Here is a 20872-nt window from a genome sequence, read left to right as displayed (position 1 = left end):
CATGCAACGAAAAACAAAAATCGTTTGTACGATTGGTCCAGCAAGTGAAAGCGTTGAAAAGTTAACCCAATTGATTAATGCGGGGATGAATGTTGCCCGGTTAAATTTTTCGCATGGTGATTTTGAAGAACATGGTGCCCGGATTCAAAATATCCGTACAGCAGCAGAGAATACGGGTCAAACAGTTGCTATCTTATTAGATACAAAAGGTCCTGAAATCCGTACTAACAATATGCAAAATGGTGCCATTGAACTAGTTGCTGGCGAAAATATTATTGTATCAATGACAGAGGTCGAAGGTACGACAGAGAAATTTTCTGTTACATATCCTGGCTTGATTGAGGATGTACACGTTGGATCTAAAATTCTTTTAGATGATGGGTTAATTGGACTTGAAGTGGTAGAAGTTAATAAAGCAGCAAATGAAATTTATACGAAAATCTTGAACAGCGGAACTTTGAAAAATAAAAAGGGCGTTAACGTTCCTGGAGTTTCGGTTAATTTGCCAGGAATTACTGAAAAAGATACTAAAGATATTCTTTTTGGAATTGAACAGGGGATTGATTTTATCGCAGCCTCTTTTGTTCGTCGTGCAAAAGACGTATTAGAAATCCGTCAACTTTTAGAAGAAAACAATGCTACACATATTCATATTATTCCTAAAATCGAAAACCAAGAAGGCGTAGATAATATTGATGAAATCCTTGAGATCTCTGATGGCCTGATGGTTGCTCGTGGAGACCTTGGTGTGGAAATTCCTGCGGAAGAGGTACCATTGGTTCAAAAAATGTTAATTAAGAAATGTAATGCCCTTGGAAAGCCTGTAATTACAGCAACACAAATGCTGGATTCAATGCAACGAAATCCACGTCCAACTCGAGCAGAAGCAAGTGATGTGGCTAACGCCATTTTTGATGGTACAGACGCTATCATGTTATCAGGGGAAACGGCTGCAGGTGTTTATCCAGTAGAGGCAGTTCAAACCATGAATAATATTGCTTCAAGAGCTGAAACTGCATTGGATCATAAAGATATTTTATCAAGCCTAAGTAAAAATACTGAACACAATATTACAGATGCAATTGGTCAATCAGTTGCTCACACAGCTTTAAACCTAGATGTGAAATCGATTATTACCCCTACTGAAAGTGGTCATACAGCAAGAATGATAGCTAAATATCGTCCAAAGGCAGCTATTGTCGCTGTGACAGCAAACGAACATGTATGTCGTCGCTTGCAATTAGTTTGGGGAGTCTATCCTCAACTTGGAAGGATGGCTACTACTACTGACGAAATGCTTGATATTGCAGTAGAGGAAAGCTTAAATAGCGGAATTGTAAAACATGGCGATTTAGTTGTAATTACTGCAGGGGTTCCAGTTGGTGAGGCAGGAACAACGAATTTGATGAAAATTCATGTTGTCGGCGATATTCTAACAAGAGCACAAGGGATTGGCCGCAGGTCAGCTTTTGGGAAAGTGGTTATTGCACATAATGCAAAGGAAGCTTTAGAAAAAGTAAAACCTGGTTCTATCCTTGTCACATTAGGGTCCGATCGTGATATGGTTCCTGCAATTGAAAAATGTGCGGCGCTCATCACGCAAGAGGGTGGATTAACAAGCCATGCGGCAGTTGTAGGTCTGAACTTAAGCATCCCTGTTATTGTTGGAGTTGACCGTGCTCTAGAATTGTTTAAAGATGGTCAGGAAATCACGGTTGATGCATCAAGAGGTATTATCTATAACGGACACGCAAGCGTCCTTTAATCAAAAGACAGGTAACATTAAAAAACGTCAGCCTCCATTTGGAAGCTGGCGTTTTCGATTATCATCACATTTTTGCGTAAACATTTCCTACCGCTGTTCAAGTAAACTACATGTTTCTTAGGCTTCTTTGCCTTTAATAAATGCCCAGACATCATGGAAAACATTTGCTCGATAAAGGGTACTAATAATCACGAGGGTTACCGGACCAACAATTAATCCTAAAAATCCAATTAATTTAAACCCTACAAATAGGGAAATGAGTGTGGCTAATGGATCTAGACCAATGCTCGATGAAAGGATTTTTGGCTCCATAATTTGCCGCTGCACGAGAACAATAATATAGAGGACCCCCAAGCCAATTGCCAGCCCAGTATTTCCGCTAATGGCTGCATAAATAATCCATGGGACGAACACTGCACCGGTGCCCAGATAGGGTATTACATCTACAATTCCAGTTGCTAAAGCAATCGTTATTGCATAATCTACTCTAAGTATCAATAACCCGATTAAAATAATTACGGTCGTAATAGAAATAAGGGTTAGTTGTGCCTTAATAAACCCAAATAGCGCCTTTTTTAAATCAACAAAAACAGTCTTGCCACTTGTTCTTGCCCTCTCGGGTAAAAGCTTTCTCCCCAAAGTGGATAAACGATACCAATCCTTACTAATAAAAAACGTAGCAAGTAATGAAAAAATAAGGACAGTTGCAGCATTTGGAAACCAAGATAAGATATTTGGGATATTTCCAAATAGAGTTTTAATGAATGTTCCTACCGTTGTTCCGATTCTTGTTCCAACATTTTGAATGTTACCGATGATCGTATCTTGTTGGCCGACATCTAGTTTATTAAAGACACTCGTTAATTGATTGTATAGTGGAATGATTTGTGCAGTAAAATAATCCTCAATATAACGAATGAGCGTATCCAGATGCTCCGGAACTACTTTGGCCAAATAAGCGGTACCAGAGACAATTTCCGCGACCAAAAGAGTAATTAATCCGGCAAACACCGCAAAAATAATAATTAATCCGATGAAAACAGCGAGCACACGCGGCATTTTTGCCTTTATTTCAAGAAAGTTGACAAGTGGATTAATCATAAAGGCGATAATTAGACCAATCAAAAACGGATAGGTCACCTTTGACAAAAAATATAACGAGAAAAGTCCCAAAACAACTGCCCCGATAACGAGTACAAATCGTATTGTTCGATATATGTACTTAGGATTCAAAAACAGCCCTCCTTTATGTGCAAATAAGTAATCTTAGTTTACCATTTTATGATGGATTACGCATAATTTTCCATGGGGCACTTTCTCAAATTTATTACGGACACCTAAAAAAAGTTTCATTAAGCTATAAAATCAGCGCTAATTATGTTCGGAGGTTTGTTTCTAAAATATTATGGTACGATAATGTGAAAAGGGATGGTGAAGTTGGATGTTTAGTGAGTCGGTATTATTTTTATTACTTTTATTGGTAATCGGCTTAATCGCAAAAAACAGTTCTTTAATGATTGCTATTGCGGTATTACTTTTATTAAAAGCAGGTGGAATGGATGCTAAATCTTTTTCTTTTTTACAATCGAAGGGGATAAATTGGGGAGTCACAGTGATTACGATTGCTGTCTTAGCCCCGATTGCCAGTGGCGATATAGGATTTAAAGATTTAAGCGGTGCATTTAAAACTCCAATTGCATGGACTGCGCTAATTTCAGGTATCCTTGTGGCCTTGTTGGCAAAGGGTGGAGTGAAGCTTTTAGCCGATGACCCGCAAATTACAACGGCATTGGTTCTTGGTACGATTTTATCTGTTGCCATATTTAAAGGCGTGGCAGTTGGACCGTTAATTGGTGCCGGAATCGCCTATGCGGCAATGAGAATATTTGGTTCTTTTAGTTAGATTTTTTGTAAAATAATATTTTTTTGTATTTTTCAGCGTCTTTTCGTTCACAAAAATCTGATAATTGTTTATAATAGGCTTGTAAGCGTATCCTTTTTTACATAAATCATATATATATGCTGAATTACTTGAAAAATAATTTTTTGAAGTGAATGAAAGGGCATACACACTATTACAAATATCCCGAGCAATCGCTCAGTCAATTTATGGAGATGAGCGTAAGTACAAATATACCTTTGTTTTCGCCAACGGGACATAATAGTCTGTGAGTTTTCATTATTTGCAAAAGGAGTAATGGGGAAATTTAGAATGTAAAGGAGAGATTTACTATGACAGTAACACGCGGTCTTGAAGGGGTAGTGGCAACAACATCATCGATTAGCTCAATTATTGATGACACGCTAACATATGTTGGCTATGACATTGATGATCTAGCTGTGAATGCTAGCTTTGAAGAGGTAATCTATTTATTATGGCACCGTAAATTACCTAATATCCAACAGTTAACGGAGTTAAAAAAACAATTAGCGGAAAATGCTGCTCTTCCACAAGAAGTGATCGAACACTTTAAAATGTATCCGATTCAAAAGGTACATCCGATGGCAGCGCTTCGTTCAGCCGTTTCTCTATTAGGATTATATGATGAAGAAGCAGATCAAATGGACGAGGCAGCTAATTATCGAAAAGCAGTTCGTCTTCAAGCAAAAATGCCTGCAATTGTCACAACATTTGCACGTGTTAGAAAAGGGCTTGAGCCAATTGCCCCAAGACAGGATTTGAGCTTTGCTGCCAATTTCCTCTATATGTTAACGGGGAAGGAACCTGAGAAAATTGCCGTAGAAGCTATGAATAAAGCACTTGTTTTACATGCAGACCATGAATTAAATGCTTCAACTTTTACTGCACGTGTTTGCGTGGCAACTCTATCGGATGTTTACTCTGGTATAACTTCAGCAATTGGAGCACTAAAAGGGCCACTGCATGGTGGTGCAAATGAAGCCGTAATGAAAATGCTAACTGAAATAGGCACACTTGAGAATGTTGAGCCATATGTTCGCGAAAAGCTTGCCAATAAAGAAAAAATTATGGGCTTTGGCCACAGGGTATATCGTAAAGGCGATCCACGAGCGAAGCACTTAAAGGAAATGTCAAAGAAATTAACAGAACTTACTGGAGCACCACATTGGTACGATATGTCAGTTAAGATGGAAAGCATCGTGACAGGTGAGAAACAATTACCGCCAAACGTGGATTTTTATTCAGCATCTGTTTATCATAGTCTTGGGATTGACCATGATTTAATGACACCAATCTTTGCCGTTAGCCGTGTGTCTGGTTGGCTAGCACATATCTTAGAACAATATGAAAACAATCGTTTAATCCGTCCACGTGCAGAATATACGGGCCCAGGAATGCAAAAATATATTCCAGTTGAACAAAGAGGTTAATATTTTACTTTTATTCAAAAAATTGATTCAATAGTATTGGATGAAAGGTTAGAGGTAACACTCTCTAACCTTTCATCCGGTCATTGAAATAGTAACGAACAATGGTTGAAGAATTTTTTACATAACTGAAGGGGGAACAACAATGTCAGGCGAAAAAATTACAGTTACAAACGGAGTATTAAATGTACCAAACAATCCAATTATCCCATTTATTGAAGGAGACGGAATTGGACCGGATATTTGGGCAGCTTCTGAAAGAGTCCTAAATGCTGCTGTTGAAAAAGCCTACAAAGGGGAACGCAAACTAATATGGAAAGAAGTATTAGCTGGCGAAAAGGCATTTAACGCAACTGGCGAATGGCTTCCAAAAGAAACACTTGATGTCATCAATGAATACTTGATTGCGATCAAAGGCCCACTTACAACTCCAGTTGGCGGCGGTATCCGTTCATTGAACGTTGCTCTACGCCAAGAATTAGATTTGTTCGTCTGCTTACGTCCAGTAAGATGGTTTGAAGGCGTTCCATCGCCGGTTAAGCGTCCACAAGATACGGACATGGTTATCTTCCGCGAAAATACTGAAGATATTTATGCAGGTATTGAATACGAAAAAGGTTCTGAGGCAGTTAAAAAAGTAATCGACTTCCTACAAAACGAAATGGGTGTTAATAAAATCAGATTCCCTGAAACTTCAGGTATCGGTATTAAACCTGTTTCTGAAGAAGGAACTACTCGTCTAGTACGTGCTGCCATTAATTATGCGATTAAAGAAGGCCGTAAGTCCGTTACACTCGTGCACAAAGGAAATATCATGAAATTTACTGAAGGCGCGTTTAAAAACTGGGGTTATGAACTAGCTGAAAAAGAATTCGGCGATAAAGTGTTTACCTGGGCTCAATATGATCGTATTAAGGCAGAACAAGGTACAGATGCAGCAAACAAAGCCCAAGCTGATGCAGAAGCTGCTGGGAAAATCATTGTAAAAGATGCAATTGCTGATATTTTCTTACAACAAATTCTTACACGTCCACGCGAATTTGATGTTGTTGCGACAATGAACTTAAACGGTGACTTCATTTCAGATGCACTTGCAGCACAAGTTGGTGGGATCGGAATTGCTCCAGGAGCAAACATCAATTATGAAACAGGACATGCTATTTTTGAAGCGACACATGGTACAGCTCCTAAATATGCTGGACTTGACAAGGTAAATCCATCGTCTGTTATTTTATCTGGAGTATTACTTCTTGAGCACCTTGGCTGGAATGAAGCAGCAACAATGGTGATTAAATCAGTTGAAAAGACCATCGCATCAAAAGTTGTAACTTACGATTTTGCTCGTTTGATGGACGGAGCAACTGAAGTGAAGACTTCTGAATTTGGTGACGAACTTATTAAGAACATGGAATAAAAGTTGATGCAGATGCGGGCTGTTACTTCAAAAGCCCCTCCTGCATTTTAAGGTTTAAGTCAAACAAAAAAGTTCAAAGGGGAGAGTCATAATGTCTTTAAAGCGTAAAAAGGTAACTGTAATCGGCGGAGGATTTACTGGAGCGACTACTGCATTTTTACTTGCGCAAAAGGAACTTGGAGATGTAGTTCTTGTTGATATCCCACAAATGGAAAACCCAACAAAAGGTAAAGCATTAGACATGCTTGAAGCCAGTCCGGTCCAAGGCTTTGATTCTACTATAACAGGTACTTCAAACTATGAAGAAACTCGTGATTCAGATATCGTCGTCATCACGGCTGGTATTGCGCGTAAGCCTGGTATGAGTCGTGATGATTTAGTTCAGACAAACCAAAAGGTTATGAAAAGTGTAACTCAAGAGATCGTGAAGTATTCTCCTAACTGTACGATTATTGTTTTAACTAACCCAGTAGATGCAATGACCTACACGGTTTTTAAGGAATCAGGATTCCCGAAAAACCGTGTAATCGGCCAATCAGGGGTTCTTGATTCCGCACGTTTCCGCACATTTGTTGCTCAAGAATTAAACCTTTCTGTTAAAGACATTACAGGCTTTGTGTTGGGTGGACATGGTGATGACATGGTTCCCCTTGTACGATACTCCTATGCTGGTGGAATTCCATTAGAAACATTAATTCCTAAAGACCGTTTAGAAGCAATTGTTGAACGCACAAGAAAAGGCGGCGGTGAAATCGTTAACCTTTTAGGTAATGGTAGTGCTTATTATGCTCCTGCTGCTTCTTTAGTCGAAATGTGTGAAGCAATCCTGAAAGACCAACGACGTGTTCTTCCTTCTATTGCCTATCTTGAAGGAGAATTTGGGTACGAAGGCATTTACCTTGGCGTACCAACTATCCTTGGTGCAAATGGTATTGAAAAAGTAATCGAGCTTAAACTAACTGCTGACGAAAAAGCTGCTTTAGATAAATCAGTTGAATCCGTTCGCAATGTTATGCAAGTATTAGCATAAAATAATTTTGAAATTCGGGGTCAGAAGCTGTCCCCGAATTTCTCTATCTAAATAAATGCAAACGCTTACAGATGAGGTGGAATTGGATGCTATTAGGTAAAAAAAGAAAGTTAGGGCGACGAATTGAAGAAATAACAGTGGGTGAAAAATTATCATTGACAGAAAAGATTGAAGATAAGGATCTTCTTTTATATTTAGGATTAACGGATGATGCAAACCCTCTCTATATTCAGCATGACTATGCATCACAAACGCCATTTGAAAAGCCTATTGTGCCAAGTATTATGTTAACGGGCATGATTACCTCTGCGATCTCTAAATATTTACCAGGACCAGGAAGTCATGTCATTAGTCATGATCTGGAGTTTTTAAAGCCAGTCTATCACTATGCAAATATCGAGTTTCTACTAGAAGTGATCGAGGTATTGAATGCGGAACATGTGATAGTCATTAAGGTTGTAGGGAAGAATGAAAAAAATGAGTCTGTCATTCATGGAAAGATCAAGGTTTGCCCTCCCCATCGCTTAGAAGATATTCACGGAAAGGCATTGGATAACTTTTGATGATGTCATCGCTTGTTAAGAGTGTGTCGAACTGACCGGAATGACAAGAGCCAATTTAGTTGGGTTAATGATATTGTATTTCAAAGGCCCAACTAATTTCGGGTAATCGGATTATCGTGTGGAAAAGTCGCAATATATATAAGTGGTAATTTATATCGTAAATCGGATTATTGTGTGGAACAATACAATACAAAGTCTCTAGTAGCCTTGAGCAAAGTTCGATAAAAAAACGTTGTTAAGGATTATAAGGTAGCAATCAAAAAGAATCCATTTTGAAAAAATATCAAAATGGATTCTTTTTATGGTTTTGGAAAAATTCATCATACCCCCGTGTCCAAAATTTCTTGGGTCCTAATTACGATATTATGCCATGAATTCAAACCAATAAAATGTCTAACAAAGATTTGGTCACCATGTTGACCTGTTTTAATATTCGTTGTATATTGTAATAGTCAGCATGTTGACTATTTGAGAAGGGAGTTAAATATGGATATCAAATTGTTAATGAAAGAACTGCATTTTATGCAGCAAAGTTACGCAACATTGTTTTCGGTTGTCAATAAAGTTCAAACTCGGGGGGATGAAAACCTAGATATATTAACGTCCCGACAACATATGGCTCTTATTGCTATTGCCCATTTGCCAACCGAAAGTACCACACTAATGAATATCGCCAAAAAGTTAGATACAACAAAGCAAACTGCTAACAAATTGATTACAAGCCTTGTAAAAAAAGGGTACGTTCGAACAATGCCAAGTAAAACAGATAAACGTTCGATCAATGTCGAGATTACAAATGAAGGAAAAAAAGCGTTAGTTACTAGTTTTGAAAAGACAACCCTCTTTTTGGAAAATATGTTTCATGAATTTACAACTGACGAAATTGAAACGTTTTGGAGGCTTTTACAAAAGCTCTATCGCTTTGACGGCGAAGATCTAGATGGTTTTGAAGAGGATGCAAATCTTGAATTTAATGAGCAGATTCAGTCAGATTTAGATAGTTATCAGGAAAAAGTCTTGGCCAAGTTTTCAAAACGCCGATATGGGGGGGCTAATGGTGAATGAATCCTATTTTGGTCATATGCTTCGTCAAAAATCAAAAGACACCGAGAATAAGATAAAAGAAAAAGCCTATTATGTAAAGAAAACAGTCCAAACATCTATTTTTCAGGCCAACCATAGACTTCACCACCATAAGAAACGAAACGGGGCTGACAATTGTATATCCATTGCCATTGCCCTATTTATCATTGTTGTTTCCTTGTTTTCTGCAACAAGTTGGCTGTTTTGGTTAGGCATAGTCAGCATTCTTAGTAATGCCGTATTGCTCATTTTTTCTTTATCAAAAAATAATGGAAGAAAGGAATAAATACGATGGATACAATTGTCTCAGTAAATAATCTCGAAAAAAGTTATCAATCAAAAAAGGCCGTGGCAGGCATTAGTTTTTCCATTCAAAAAGGAGAAATTCTCGGTCTTTTAGGGCCAAACGGTGCAGGAAAAAGCACCACCATTAATATTCTAGCTACTGTGTTATCCCCTGATAATGGGGAGGTGCAAATATTAGGATATGACTTGATTCGTGAAGCTAAATCTATCAAAAAGAGGATTGGTATTGTTCCGCAAGATATTGCCATATTTGAAGAAATAACGGCAGAACAAAATGTCCGCTTTTTTGTTGGTCTGTATGGATTTAAAGGGAGTAAACTGAATGAATTGGTTCAGGAAGCTCTGGATCTAGTAGGCCTATACGATAAAAAGGATGATAAACCAAAGACCTTTTCAGGCGGTATGAAACGTAGATTGAATATTGCATGTGCGATTGCCCATAGACCGAAGTTAATCATTATGGATGAACCTACAGTTGGAATTGACCCTCAATCCAGAAATCATATTTTGGAATCTATAAAAGTCCTGCGTCAAAGGGGGGCTACGATTATTTACTCCACTCACTATATGGAGGAAGTTGAAACCATCTCTGACCGAATTATGATTATGAACGAAGGCAGGATCATTGCGGTAGGCAAAAAGGAAGAATTAATTCAAAATATTAGAAATGAAATCACATATACGTTTGAGATTGATAGCTCCAATCAACTTGATGAACGACAAATTTCTCAGATTGTCGGTGTTACGAATGTTCAATTATATGGAAAAGATTTAACGATCACAAGTAAAAAATCCAAGGATACCTTAAATGGCATTGTTTCTACATTACTCGATAATGGTTGTTCATTTGAAAAGATGACAAGCAAAGAAGCATCTCTGGAAACCGTCTTTTTAGACTTGACGGGTAGAAGACTTAGGGATTAGGGGGGATAATATGCGTTTTTTAAGGATTGCTAAATTTGACTTTGAGAATATTCTTAGAAACCCAACTTTACTTTTTTCAAATACCGTAATGCCTTTGATTTTAATAGGGTTAATGGGCTTTGTAACACAATCATTTTTTGGCTCCGGCAATATGAGTTCTTATGATTACTATGGTGTATCCATGATCACACTCTCCGCCTTGCTGATTATTATGACGGCTACCAATGCTTTTATGGAAGAGCGAGTGAAACGAGCGAATATACGGATGATTTACGCCCCGATTCCAAAAGCCGAAATCTATTTATCTAAAATACTGTCAACATATATATTAGGTACACTATCATTTAGTATCATCTTAATGATTGGGCAATACCTTTTTCACATCAACTATGGTGGCGGAAATCTCCCGTACATTTTGCTGTTGGTAAATATGCTTGTTTTATTCGGTAGCTGTTTTGGTACAATGATGTGTTGTGTGATGGGAGATGAAGAAAAGGCAAGTTCCATTTCGCAACTTCCTGTTCTTTTTTTTAGTGCTTTTGGGGGTATATTTTTTAGCGTATATGGGCTTGGTAAAACTGTGGCAGCCATATCAAACCTATCCCCTGTTAAGTGGATTTTAGAATGTGCGTTTCGTATTATTTATGACAATGATTTTGCATTATTATTGCCAGTAACCTTTTCCCTTTTCGGTGCTTCCATTGCTTGCGTTATTGTATGTCAATTAACATTTAAACCGGAGGATTTCACATGCTAAATCTAATAAGAAACAGGTTTTTGCGAATTCCTGACAAGATGCACATCATGATTATTGCAGTTGTTGTGATGCCCTTATTCATCGGTGCTGCAATATTTTTTTCAGGACATTTTACGAATGTCTATAAAGTTGCGTTCATTTCAGACCATGCCATCTCATTTCCAAAAAGTAAGTCCATCCAGATCGACAAAATAAATGAACGGCCAGCTACATCTTCACTAGCAATGGGGAAATATAACGCTTTTGTTGAGGTCAATAAAGATGGCGAATTTAAAGTCACCACATTAAAAGGTGAATCAGATAAAAAAGCGATCCAAACATTTTTTGAGGGTGGAAAACTTCCAGAGAACAATAAAACGGAACAGCGTGGTATTGGTACAAACATTCTCGGCTTTGTCCTCATGCTCGCTTTAATGCAAGGGGTTGCTTTAACTACATTCTATCCCGAAGATCGGAACAACTCAACATTTAAACGGATACTTACTTCGCCAGTCAATAGCAGGCAATATTTAGCTGCACAGGGCATATTCACATTTATTTGTCTATACGTTCCAACTTTTATAGCCATTGCTATCACCAAAATATGTTTTGGGGTTGAAATAGGTTTCGGCTTGGGTAATTTAGCAGTATTACTGGTTATACTAGCTTCCCTTGCAACGGCTTTTTCATTATTTATGGCATCTATTATGGATAGAAATATTAGTTTGGGTACAAGTGGAATCAGCATTATTACCTGTATTCTAGCCGGGTGCTTTTTCAATTTTACAGGCAATATCAAGGTGTTAGATGTGCTTTGCAATATCCTCCCACAAAAAGCATTTATGATCTTGATTCAAGCTGTTGAAAACGGTAGAGCTTTTCAAGAATTCGCAGGGCAACTTACCTATACCGTTACATGGGTCTTTGCTCTATGGTTAGTAGGTAGTGTTGTAACAAATAGGAGGATTAAAAAAGGTGTCTATTAATATTAAATTTTTCCCTTTGGAATCAAAAGCCGTATTAACAGCTCTTGTATTTTCTTATTGAGGGGAATTAATTCAATATTAAATTAATCATCTAGGAAAAGGATAGAATAAAGGTGTTAAACAATATGCTCAATTTACCAAATCTCGAGATTTTAGATATGAAAGAAAATGATGATGATTATCGGTTCTTGGTAGAAACTGCGTCATCACCTCCGTTTTACTGTCCAAAATGTGGTACTGTTGCAAACTTATATAAACATGGTAAGAAAAAACAGCTATTTTTTGATCTACCAATGCACGCAAAACGTGTCGGTATTTATGTCGATCGCCAACGATATAAATGTAGGGAATGTAATGAAACATTTTTTGAAAATCTACTGGATATGGATATCAATCGTTCTGTTACTAATAGGCTAATAGATTGAATTCAAGAAGCAAGTCTTGAAAGAAAGTTTATCAGCGTTGCAGATAGGATAGGTGTTGATGAAAGGACTGTACGAAGCATTTTTAATGACTACGTTATTGAACTTGAAGCTCAAATTGATATTAGAACTCCTAATTGGCTTGGTATTGATGAAGTTCATTTGCTTAAAAAAAATCTTTGTGTTATCACAGATGTTGAAAACAGGTTGGTAATTGATATTTTACGAAAACGAAGTAAGGATATGGTTATAAGCTACTTTTCAAGCTCCAGAACATTGATAAAATCGAACTTGTAGTAATGGATTTGTGGAACCCTTATAAAAGTGCTGTAAATACAGTGATACCTCATGCTAAAATCGTAATTGATAAGTTTCATATTATTAAATTAGCCAATAAAGCCTTGGAAAAGATACGAAAGGCTAACCGTAAAAATGTGTCAGCTGAAGAGCGTAGGCAACTTATGAGGGACTTATATGTGCTTCTAACAAGACGAAAAGACTAAACGACTTCGACGATCAAATAAAATTGCAAATTTGGACTGATATGCTCCCGTCACTCGGTAAAGCATACGAGCTTAAAGAGCAATTCTTTGATATCTATGAGGCAGAATCAATCAATGAGGCCTATAAACTTTACCAAAACTGGTTTTCAAATATACCTAAAGATTTAATGACTTATTTTGAAGATCTGATTAAAGCAATGAATAATTGGGGAGAAGAGATATTCAACTATTTCAATTCTCCTATTACAAACGCCTATACAGAATCCTTGAATCGTTTAATTAAGACAATGAACCATGTTGGCCGTGGATACTCTTTTGAAGCCCTTAGAGCAAAAATCCTGTTTACACAAGGCTATCGTAAAGTAAAAAAGAAAAAGAAATTCAAAGAAATCGAAGTCACTTTTGGGAAAATGTTACCTGATCAGTTCCCAAATTGGGCACATACTGGCTATGAATGGGTGTTTGAGGAAATCTATGGTGCTGATTTTTCCACATTGACCAAGGCTATGGAAGAGGGTAACTTTTAACCCTCTTTCCACACTATTTTCCGATTACCCCTAATTTCTTTATTCCATTAAAATAATGCATTCCTCACTTCCTATAAAAAAGATTCTTCTTGAAAATCCTCTTTTATAATTAAATTAGCCCGTAAAACTAGATAATCTCTCATCCTTATATATATAATGAAGGTAACAAAATAGGTGGGGGAAATTATGAAAAATAAAGTACTTGTTGTTGATGATGAACAATCAATTGTTACCTTACTTCAATATAATTTAGAACAGGCGGGATTTGAGGTCATAACCGCTATGGATGGACTACAGGGGAAACAGCTAGCGGAAAAAGAATCCCCGGATATTATTGTCCTTGATCTTATGCTGCCGATATTGGATGGCATGGAAGTATGCAAACAGTTGCGACAAAAAAATATTATGATTCCTATATTAATGTTAACAGCAAAAGATGATCAGCTTGATAAAATTATAGGATTAGAATTGGGCGCGGACGATTACATGGTCAAGCCATTCAGTCCACGAGAAGTTATTGCTCGAGTAAAGGCCATTTTAAGAAGGACCCAGTTTCAAATTGGAGCAGCATTGGAGAAGGATGAATCCGATGGACAAATTGGAATTGGAAAATTAACTCTTCACCCAGAAAAATATGAAGCTTACTTTAAAGGAGACCTTTTGGAGTTAACTTTAAAGGAGTTTGAATTGCTCCTTTTTCTTGCCCAAAATAAAGGCCGTGTTTTAACCCGTGATCAATTACTCAGTGCAGTTTGGAATTATGACTTTGCTGGCGATACTAGGATTGTAGATGTACATATTTCACATTTAAGAGAGAAAATTGAAGAGGATACGAAAAAACCTATCTATATAAAAACCATGCGTGGTCTAGGATACAAATTGGAGGATCCAAAAGGCGAATGACAAAATTAGGAACGTGGCTTTTCACCGTATTCATTACCTTAATGTGTACTGTATTAGTTGGAATAGGAATATTACTCGGTCAATTATTAAAAAATGACCTGATGGACGCTCTTAATGAACACCTCAAAATAGAAATTTGGTGGATTTTTTCTTTCAGTCTTGGGATTACCGTTATTATTATCATAATCCTTGGACTAAGGATCTCATCAAGATATACAAAACCAATTAAGGAAGCTACTGAAGTTGCCTTAGAACTTGCCCACGGCAACTATCGAGCCCGAACAAAAGTGGATCGTTTTGATGATGCTGGGATACTAGGATCATCTATTAATGTGCTTGCTGAAAACCTTCAAGGGCTCAGCAAAGCACAAGAAATGCAACAGGATCGATTAAGTGTGTTGATTGAGAATATGGGAGCAGGTTTAATTTTAATTGATAGCCGTGGCTATATAAACCTTATAAATAAAGGCTATATTGACATATTTCATATAGATCCAAAAAACTATTTAGATAAACTTTATTATGAAGTACTTGAAAATGAGGAAATTTGTCACTTAGTTGCAGAAGTATTCCGGACTGAGAAAAAGTGCAGTAAACACTTATTAATTCCATTAATAATTGAAAGAAGATATTTTGTGGTCTATGGGGTTCCGATTATTGGAACAAACAATGTTTGGAAAGGGGTATTGCTCGTTTTCCACGATATAACAGAATTAAAGAAACTTGAGCAAATGCGAAAGGACTTTGTCGCTAATGTTTCGCATGAGTTAAAAACACCTGTTACGTCGATCAAAGGCTTTGCTGAAACCCTATTGGACGGAGCGATGAATAATAAAGATTCGTTGGAGGCGTTTCTATCGATTATATTAAAGGAAAGCGATCGGTTACAAACCCTTATCCAAGAACTCTTAGAGCTTTCCAAAATTGAGCAGCAGGGCTTCCAATTGAACATTCAGGAAGTGGATTTATATCCATTGCTGAATGAAGTTATCAAACTGCTTGAGGGAAAGGCTAAGGCAAAGAATCTTCGTCTTGAATTCTATAGTAAACAGAAACAAGTACTAATAAACGCGGATATCGATCGTTTAAAACAAGTGTTTATCAACTTAATTGGGAATGCCATTACCTATACACCAGCGGAGGGTGATATTAAAATAATCCTTCTTGACTATGAAGAAAATGTTCGGATTCATGTCAAGGACACGGGGGTGGGTATAAATAAGGAAGACATTCCACGGATTTTTGAACGGTTTTATCGAGTTGACCGTGCTAGAAGTCGGAACTCTGGTGGGACAGGACTTGGATTAGCCATTGTCAAACATTTAATAGAGGCCCATCATGGCAGCATCAGTGTTAGAAGTAAAATGGGTGAAGGTAGTGAATTTATTATCGAGCTGAAAAAGAAGAATTTTTTGGATGGTGAAGAAAAATGGATAAGAAAAAGCTAGTGTTGATTGACGGGAACAGTATTGCATACAGGGCATTTTTTGCCTTACCATTACTGAACAATGATAAAGGTATACATACAAATGCGGTATATGGTTTTACGATGATGTTAATGAAAATTTTAGAAGATGAAAAACCTACACATATGCTTGTTGCATTTGATGCGGGGAAAACAACCTTTCGTCATAAGACATTTGGGGAATATAAAGGTGGGAGACAAAAAACGCCACCAGAATTATCCGAGCAATTTCCATTCATCCGCGAACTACTAGATGCATACGGAATCCCTAGATATGAACTTGAGAACTATGAAGCCGATGATATTATCGGTACCCTTTCGTTAACAGCTGAAACAGACGGCTACGAAGTTAAAGTCATCTCCGGTGATAAGGATTTAACACAACTTTCTTCTCCTTTCACAACTGTCGGGATTACTCGAAAAGGGATTACCGATATCGAGGAGTATACCCCAAAACATGTGGCTGAAAAATATGGCCTGACACCAGAACAAATTATCGATATGAAGGGGTTAATGGGTGATGCTTCTGATAATATCCCAGGAGTTCCAGGTGTCGGGGAAAAAACGGCAATCAAATTACTAAAGGAGTTTTCAACTTTAGAAAATTTGTTAGATTCAATTGATCAGGTTAGTGGGAATAAACTAAAAGAAAAATTAGCTGAATTTAAAGACCAAGCAATCATGAGCAAAGAGCTTGCTACGATTGAACGGAAAGCCCCTGTTGAAGTCGCGTTAGATACGCTTCATTATGAGGGCTTTACTAGAGAGAAGCTGGTTAGTTTATTTAAAGAATTGGGTTTCCACTCCTTATTGGATAGGTTGGGGGAAGATACAACTGAAATCGAAGTGATGGAGTTAGAGGAGATAAAGTATGTCATACCAGAAGAAATAACAGATGAACTCTTTGCAGAGATCAATTATTTTTATGTTGAAATGCTAGATGATAATTATCACTATGCAGAGATCATTGGGTTTTCGCTTGTTAATAAGAATGGAAATTATTATTTGCCGACAGATCAGGTATTAAAATCTCCTGCTTTTAAAAGATGGGCCGAGGATGAAGGAAAGAAGAAAATTGTTTATGATGCTAAGCGCACTGAGGTGTCATTACGAAGATATGATATTCATTTAAAAGGAGTTAATTTTGATATTCTTATGGCTTCTTATCTTATCAATCCTTCTGAAAATATTGAGGATTTAGCGGCCATTGCCAAACGATACGACATCCATAATATTCAATCGGATGAATCATTTTATGGAAAAGGTGCGAAGCGAAGCGTTCCTGAAGTGGCTAAGCTTGCTCAGCACCTCGTTCGCAAGGGACTTGCCATGTTCGACTTAAAAGAGAAGCTAGAGGATGAATTGGCTCAAAATGAACAATATGAGTTATTTAAAGAGCTTGAAATGCCGTTATCTTTAATATTAGCAGATATGGAATCGTGCGGAATAAAAGTGGAACAGGAACGATTACAGTTGATGGGGAAGGAACTGAATGAGCGACTCGTTCAAATCGAAGAGAAAATATGTCAGCTTGCAGGTGAGAAGTTTAATATTAATTCTCCAAAGCAACTAGGGGTCATTTTGTTTAAAAAGTTGGGTCTGCATTCTTTTAAGAAAACGAAAACAGGTCATTCAACTTCAGCTGATGTTTTAGAAAAATTAGCGGAGGACCATGAAATCATTGAGCATATTCTCCTTTATCGCCAATTAGGAAAGCTGCAATCCACGTATATTGAGGGTCTGCTAAAAGTGATTAATCCGAAAACCGACAAGGTTCATACGAGATATCAACAAACATTAACGGCGACCGGCAGATTAAGCTCGATTGATCCCAACCTACAAAACATTCCCATTCGCCTGGAGGAAGGCCGCAAGATTCGTCAAGCATTTGTTCCATCAGAAGAGGGCTGGGTCATTTTTGCGGCGGACTATTCGCAAATTGAACTCCGTGTTCTGGCTGATATTGCCGGAGATGAAAAACTTATTCAGGCATTTAAAGATGATATGGACATTCATACGAAAACAGCGATGGAGGTATTTCATGTTGACAAAGACGAGGTAACTTCCAATATGAGACGCCAGGCCAAGGCTGTTAACTTCGGGATTGTCTACGGAATAAGTGATTATGGTCTTTCCCAATCGTTGGGTATCACTCGAAAAGAAGCGGGTCAGTTTATTGAACGTTACCTTGATACCTATCCAGGTGTAAAGGAATATATGGATGACATCATTCATTCAGCCCGACAAAAAGGGTTTGTGACAACACTAATGCAAAGAAGACGTTATCTACCTGAAATCACCGCTCGTAATTTTAATATAAGAAGCTTTGCGGAAAGAACAGCGATGAACACGCCAATCCAAGGCAGCGCCGCTGATATTATCAAGAAAGCTATGATTGATATGGACGAGGCCCTAAAGGATAAAGGTCTTAAAACACGCCTATTGCTTCAAGTGCATGATGAATTGATCTTCGAAGCTCCTGAAGATGAGATTGAAATCCTGAAGAAGTTAGTCCCAAACGTGATGGAGAATGCGCTTGAATTAAAGGTACCGTTGAAAGTGGACTATGCCTATGGTCCAACCTGGTTTGATGCTAAATAGTAAGGGGGATCTAGTTTGCCTGAGCTTCCTGAGGTAGAGACGGTTAGAAAAACGTTAAAAAACTTAGTGCTAAATAAGAAAATTCAAGATACAAAGGTCTTCTGGCCAAAAATTATTAAGGCTCCGGTTGATGTTGAACAATTTATCGATGCCCTAAAAGGTGAGACGATTGTAGATGTCGGAAGAAGAGGGAAATTTTTAATTCTTTATACCGATCAGTTTGCCCTTGTGTCTCATTTACGAATGGAAGGCAAGTATGGATTATATCCGATGGAAGAGCCTTTTGATAAACATACACATGTCATTTTTCATTTTACCGATGGTACAGAGTTAAGGTATCGTGATGTTCGAAAGTTTGGAACCATGCATCTTTATAAAAAAGGGGAAGAATTCCTTAAACCACCATTAATTGAACTCGGTCCAGAACCATTCTCGGAGGAGTTTACAAAAGAATATTTAGCTGAGAGGTTAGCGAGAACAAATAGAAAAATAAAAACAGCTCTATTAGACCAGAAGCTTTTTGTTGGTCTTGGTAATATCTATGTCGATGAAGCGCTTTTCCGTGCTGGTATACATCCAGAGAGGCTCGCTAGTACCTTGAGTGAGGATGAAATCATTGTTCTGCACCGTGAAATTGTAGCTACTTTAAGCGAGGCGGTAAAAAAAGGTGGCAGCACAATCCGCTCATATATTAACTCGCAAGGAGAAATTGGTATGTTCCAGCTCGAGTTATATGCTTATGGACGGAAAGGGGAAGCTTGTAAAAGATGCGGAACTCCTCTTGAGAAAACAACGGTTGGTGGAAGAGGAACGCATTTTTGCCCGAACTGCCAAAAAAAATAAATAAATCCTTGTCGCCCCTAATCAAGGCGCTTTCGCTTTTCTTTTAACATTGGATGGGCTCCTGCCATATACTATCGTAGTGATTTTGGAGGAAGGAGCCCTAGATTTATGGTTCAATTGTTCTCACTTCTCATATTAGCATTTGCACTTAGCCTTGACAGTTTTAGTGTCGGGTTCACCTATGGATTAAGGAAAATGGTTATGCCGATTAAGTCAGTTCTCATTATCGCAACATGCTCAGCCGTCTCTTTAATAATTGCTGTGTCGATTGGACATGGCTTGGAGAAGGTTCTCTCGCATAATTTTACGGCAAGTCTTGGAGGTATCATTCTTATTGTCCTTGGTTCCTGGGTACTGTTTCAATTTTTTCGGCCTGAGAAAGAAAAAGAACTCGTAAAACATGAAAAAACAATTGTGAATTTTGAAATCCGGTCATTAGGATTAGCAGTAAATATATTAAAAAAACCAATGTCTGCTGATTTTGACCAATCTGGAACCATCACTGGAATCGAAGCTTTTATGCTAGGCTTTGCCCTGTCATTTGATGCCTTCGGAGCAGGTATTGGCGCAGCAATGCTAGGTTATTCCCCCATCTATCTAGCCTTGACAGTGGCGATCATGAGCTCACTATTCGTTCTATTTGGTATAAAAAGTGGAACCTTTTTTCATAAATTTGAATGGATTCAAAAGTTTACGTTTTTACCAGGGATTTTATTAATTATCATTGGAATCTATAAATTATAACTTACTCAGTTGAAGTGGTAGTTAAATGAACTGTTAAAGTGTTAATAAAGAGAGGAAAGCAAATGACATTAGTTATTGGGTTAACAGGCGGAATTGCCAGTGGAAAAAGCACAGTTTCAAACATGTTTAAAAAAATGAACATCACTGTAATCGATGCAGATATAGAAGCGCGCCTAGCGGTAATGAAAGGTGAAGTGGCTTACTCTCGTATTATTGCTGAATTTGGCAAGGAGATATTATTGGCGGATGGGGAAATCGATCGTCAAAAACTCGGTTCACTTATTTTTCACCAGACTGATAAACGGCTGCTCCTAAATGAAATTGTCCATCCTGAAGTAAGGAAGCGCATGATGGATCAGGTAGAAAAGGCGAAAATGAACCAAGAAAAGGTAGTCGTACTTGACATTCCATTGTTATTTGAAGGGAAATTAACTTATATGGTTGATAAAACCATTCTCGTTTATGTTGACCATGATACACAATTGCAGAGATTAATCACGAGAAATAGCTTATCTGTTGAAGAGGCAGAAGCAAGAATTCGATCGCAAATGGCTCTATCAGAAAAGCGGAAGCTAGCAGATGCCGTAATTGATAATAATGGAGTAATTGAAGAGACTGAACAACAGCTTCTAGGTGTGTTAACGAGCTGGAAGATACGATAAAAATAGTTCATATGTGAAGGCAGGAGATGAGTCCTGCCTTCTTCTTT

General features: G+C 37.7%; 21 protein-coding genes. 20 read left to right on the top strand and 1 reads right to left on the bottom strand.

All coding sequences use genetic code 11. From position 1 onward, the window contains the following. Position 1: 1 nt before the first annotated feature. Positions 2-1765: a pyruvate kinase gene (gene pyk / locus TY15_RS15815; protein ID WP_040207671.1), complete on the top strand. Its 1764-nt coding sequence runs from the start codon at positions 2-4 to the stop codon at positions 1763-1765. A gap of 117 nt (positions 1766-1882) precedes the next feature. On the opposite strand, the gene ytvI is transcribed toward pyk, so the two are convergent. Next, the gene (gene ytvI / locus TY15_RS15810; protein WP_040207672.1) at positions 1883-2998 is read right to left on the bottom strand and encodes a sporulation integral membrane protein YtvI; all 1116 of its coding nucleotides are present in this window, start codon (positions 2996-2998) and stop codon (positions 1883-1885) included. A gap of 208 nt (positions 2999-3206) precedes the next feature. On the opposite strand from ytvI, the gene TY15_RS15805 reads away from it, so the two are divergent. The 19 genes from TY15_RS15805 (at position 3207) to coaE (ending at position 20825) form a co-directional block, all read left to right on the top strand. Next, on the top strand, positions 3207-3668 hold the full coding sequence (locus TY15_RS15805) for a DUF441 domain-containing protein (RefSeq protein WP_040207673.1): 462 nt from the start codon (positions 3207-3209) through the stop codon (positions 3666-3668). 329 nt (positions 3669-3997) lie between these two features. After that, positions 3998-5116 carry a citrate synthase gene (gene citZ, locus TY15_RS15800; RefSeq protein ID WP_040207675.1) on the top strand — a complete coding sequence of 373 codons (1119 nt, stop codon included), beginning with the start codon at positions 3998-4000 and terminating at the stop codon, positions 5114-5116. Between the two features lie 142 nt (positions 5117-5258). Beyond that, positions 5259-6527, top strand: a complete 1269-nt coding sequence (gene icd / locus TY15_RS15795; RefSeq protein WP_040207676.1) for an NADP-dependent isocitrate dehydrogenase — start codon at positions 5259-5261, stop codon at positions 6525-6527. Between the two features lie 91 nt (positions 6528-6618). Then, complete coding sequence (gene mdh / locus TY15_RS15790) at positions 6619-7557, top strand: malate dehydrogenase (protein ID WP_040207677.1); 939 nt, start codon at positions 6619-6621, stop codon at positions 7555-7557. An 86-nt stretch (positions 7558-7643) separates the two neighbouring features. Then, positions 7644-8120 (top strand): MaoC/PaaZ C-terminal domain-containing protein, encoded by a 477-nt coding sequence (locus TY15_RS15785; RefSeq protein ID WP_040207678.1) that lies wholly within the window; start codon positions 7644-7646, stop codon positions 8118-8120. A gap of 486 nt (positions 8121-8606) precedes the next feature. Continuing rightward, positions 8607-9185 carry a MarR family winged helix-turn-helix transcriptional regulator gene (locus TY15_RS15780; protein WP_040207679.1) on the top strand — a complete coding sequence of 193 codons (579 nt, stop codon included), beginning with the start codon at positions 8607-8609 and terminating at the stop codon, positions 9183-9185. Further along, a complete protein-coding gene (locus TY15_RS15775; protein ID WP_081799435.1) occupies positions 9178-9489 on the top strand; it encodes a hypothetical protein in 312 nt (103 codons plus the stop codon). Before TY15_RS15780 ends, TY15_RS15775 begins: the two co-directional genes overlap by 8 nt. Positions 9490-9494: 5 nt before the next feature. Then, positions 9495-10433: an ABC transporter ATP-binding protein gene (locus TY15_RS15770; protein ID WP_040207681.1), complete on the top strand. Its 939-nt coding sequence runs from the start codon at positions 9495-9497 to the stop codon at positions 10431-10433. A gap of 10 nt (positions 10434-10443) precedes the next feature. Beyond that, the gene (locus tag TY15_RS15765; RefSeq protein WP_040207683.1) at positions 10444-11190 is read left to right on the top strand and encodes an ABC transporter permease; all 747 of its coding nucleotides are present in this window, start codon (positions 10444-10446) and stop codon (positions 11188-11190) included. A gap of 47 nt (positions 11191-11237) precedes the next feature. Next, positions 11238-12155 (top strand): ABC transporter permease, encoded by a 918-nt coding sequence (locus tag TY15_RS15760; protein WP_244440945.1) that lies wholly within the window; start codon positions 11238-11240, stop codon positions 12153-12155. 125 nt (positions 12156-12280) lie between these two features. Continuing rightward, positions 12281-12580, top strand: a complete 300-nt coding sequence (locus tag TY15_RS24050; protein ID WP_052353813.1) for a transposase family protein — start codon at positions 12281-12283, stop codon at positions 12578-12580. A 272-nt stretch (positions 12581-12852) separates the two neighbouring features. Further along, positions 12853-13080, top strand: coding sequence for a transposase (locus TY15_RS25365; protein WP_455326436.1), 228 nt, complete (start codon positions 12853-12855; stop codon positions 13078-13080). Then, complete coding sequence (locus TY15_RS23260) at positions 13050-13607, top strand: ISL3 family transposase (protein ID WP_455326435.1); 558 nt, start codon at positions 13050-13052, stop codon at positions 13605-13607. The genes TY15_RS25365 and TY15_RS23260 overlap by 31 nt, the downstream gene beginning before the upstream one ends. Positions 13608-13793: 186 nt before the next feature. Further along, the gene (locus TY15_RS15750; protein ID WP_040207686.1) at positions 13794-14510 is read left to right on the top strand and encodes a response regulator transcription factor; all 717 of its coding nucleotides are present in this window, start codon (positions 13794-13796) and stop codon (positions 14508-14510) included. Beyond that, entirely contained in the window at positions 14507-15958 is a 1452-nt protein-coding gene (gene pnpS / locus TY15_RS15745; RefSeq protein ID WP_052353811.1) for a two-component system histidine kinase PnpS, read from the top strand. The genes TY15_RS15750 and pnpS overlap by 4 nt, the downstream gene beginning before the upstream one ends. Continuing rightward, positions 15940-18576: a DNA polymerase I gene (gene polA / locus TY15_RS15740; protein WP_040207687.1), complete on the top strand. Its 2637-nt coding sequence runs from the start codon at positions 15940-15942 to the stop codon at positions 18574-18576. The genes pnpS and polA overlap by 19 nt, the downstream gene beginning before the upstream one ends. Positions 18577-18591: 15 nt before the next feature. Continuing rightward, positions 18592-19419 carry a DNA-formamidopyrimidine glycosylase gene (gene mutM, locus TY15_RS15735; RefSeq protein ID WP_040207689.1) on the top strand — a complete coding sequence of 276 codons (828 nt, stop codon included), beginning with the start codon at positions 18592-18594 and terminating at the stop codon, positions 19417-19419. A 108-nt stretch (positions 19420-19527) separates the two neighbouring features. Further along, on the top strand, positions 19528-20163 hold the full coding sequence (ytaF, locus tag TY15_RS15730) for a sporulation membrane protein YtaF (protein ID WP_040207690.1): 636 nt from the start codon (positions 19528-19530) through the stop codon (positions 20161-20163). A gap of 62 nt (positions 20164-20225) precedes the next feature. Continuing rightward, entirely contained in the window at positions 20226-20825 is a 600-nt protein-coding gene (gene coaE, locus TY15_RS15725; protein WP_040207691.1) for a dephospho-CoA kinase, read from the top strand. Positions 20826-20872 lie beyond the last annotated feature (47 nt).

Source organism: Neobacillus jeddahensis (assembly GCF_000612625.1).
In the GTDB taxonomy this organism is placed as follows: domain Bacteria; phylum Bacillota; class Bacilli; order Bacillales; family Cytobacillaceae; genus Neobacillus; species Neobacillus jeddahensis.
This window is presented reverse-complemented; position numbering and strand designations above follow the sequence as displayed.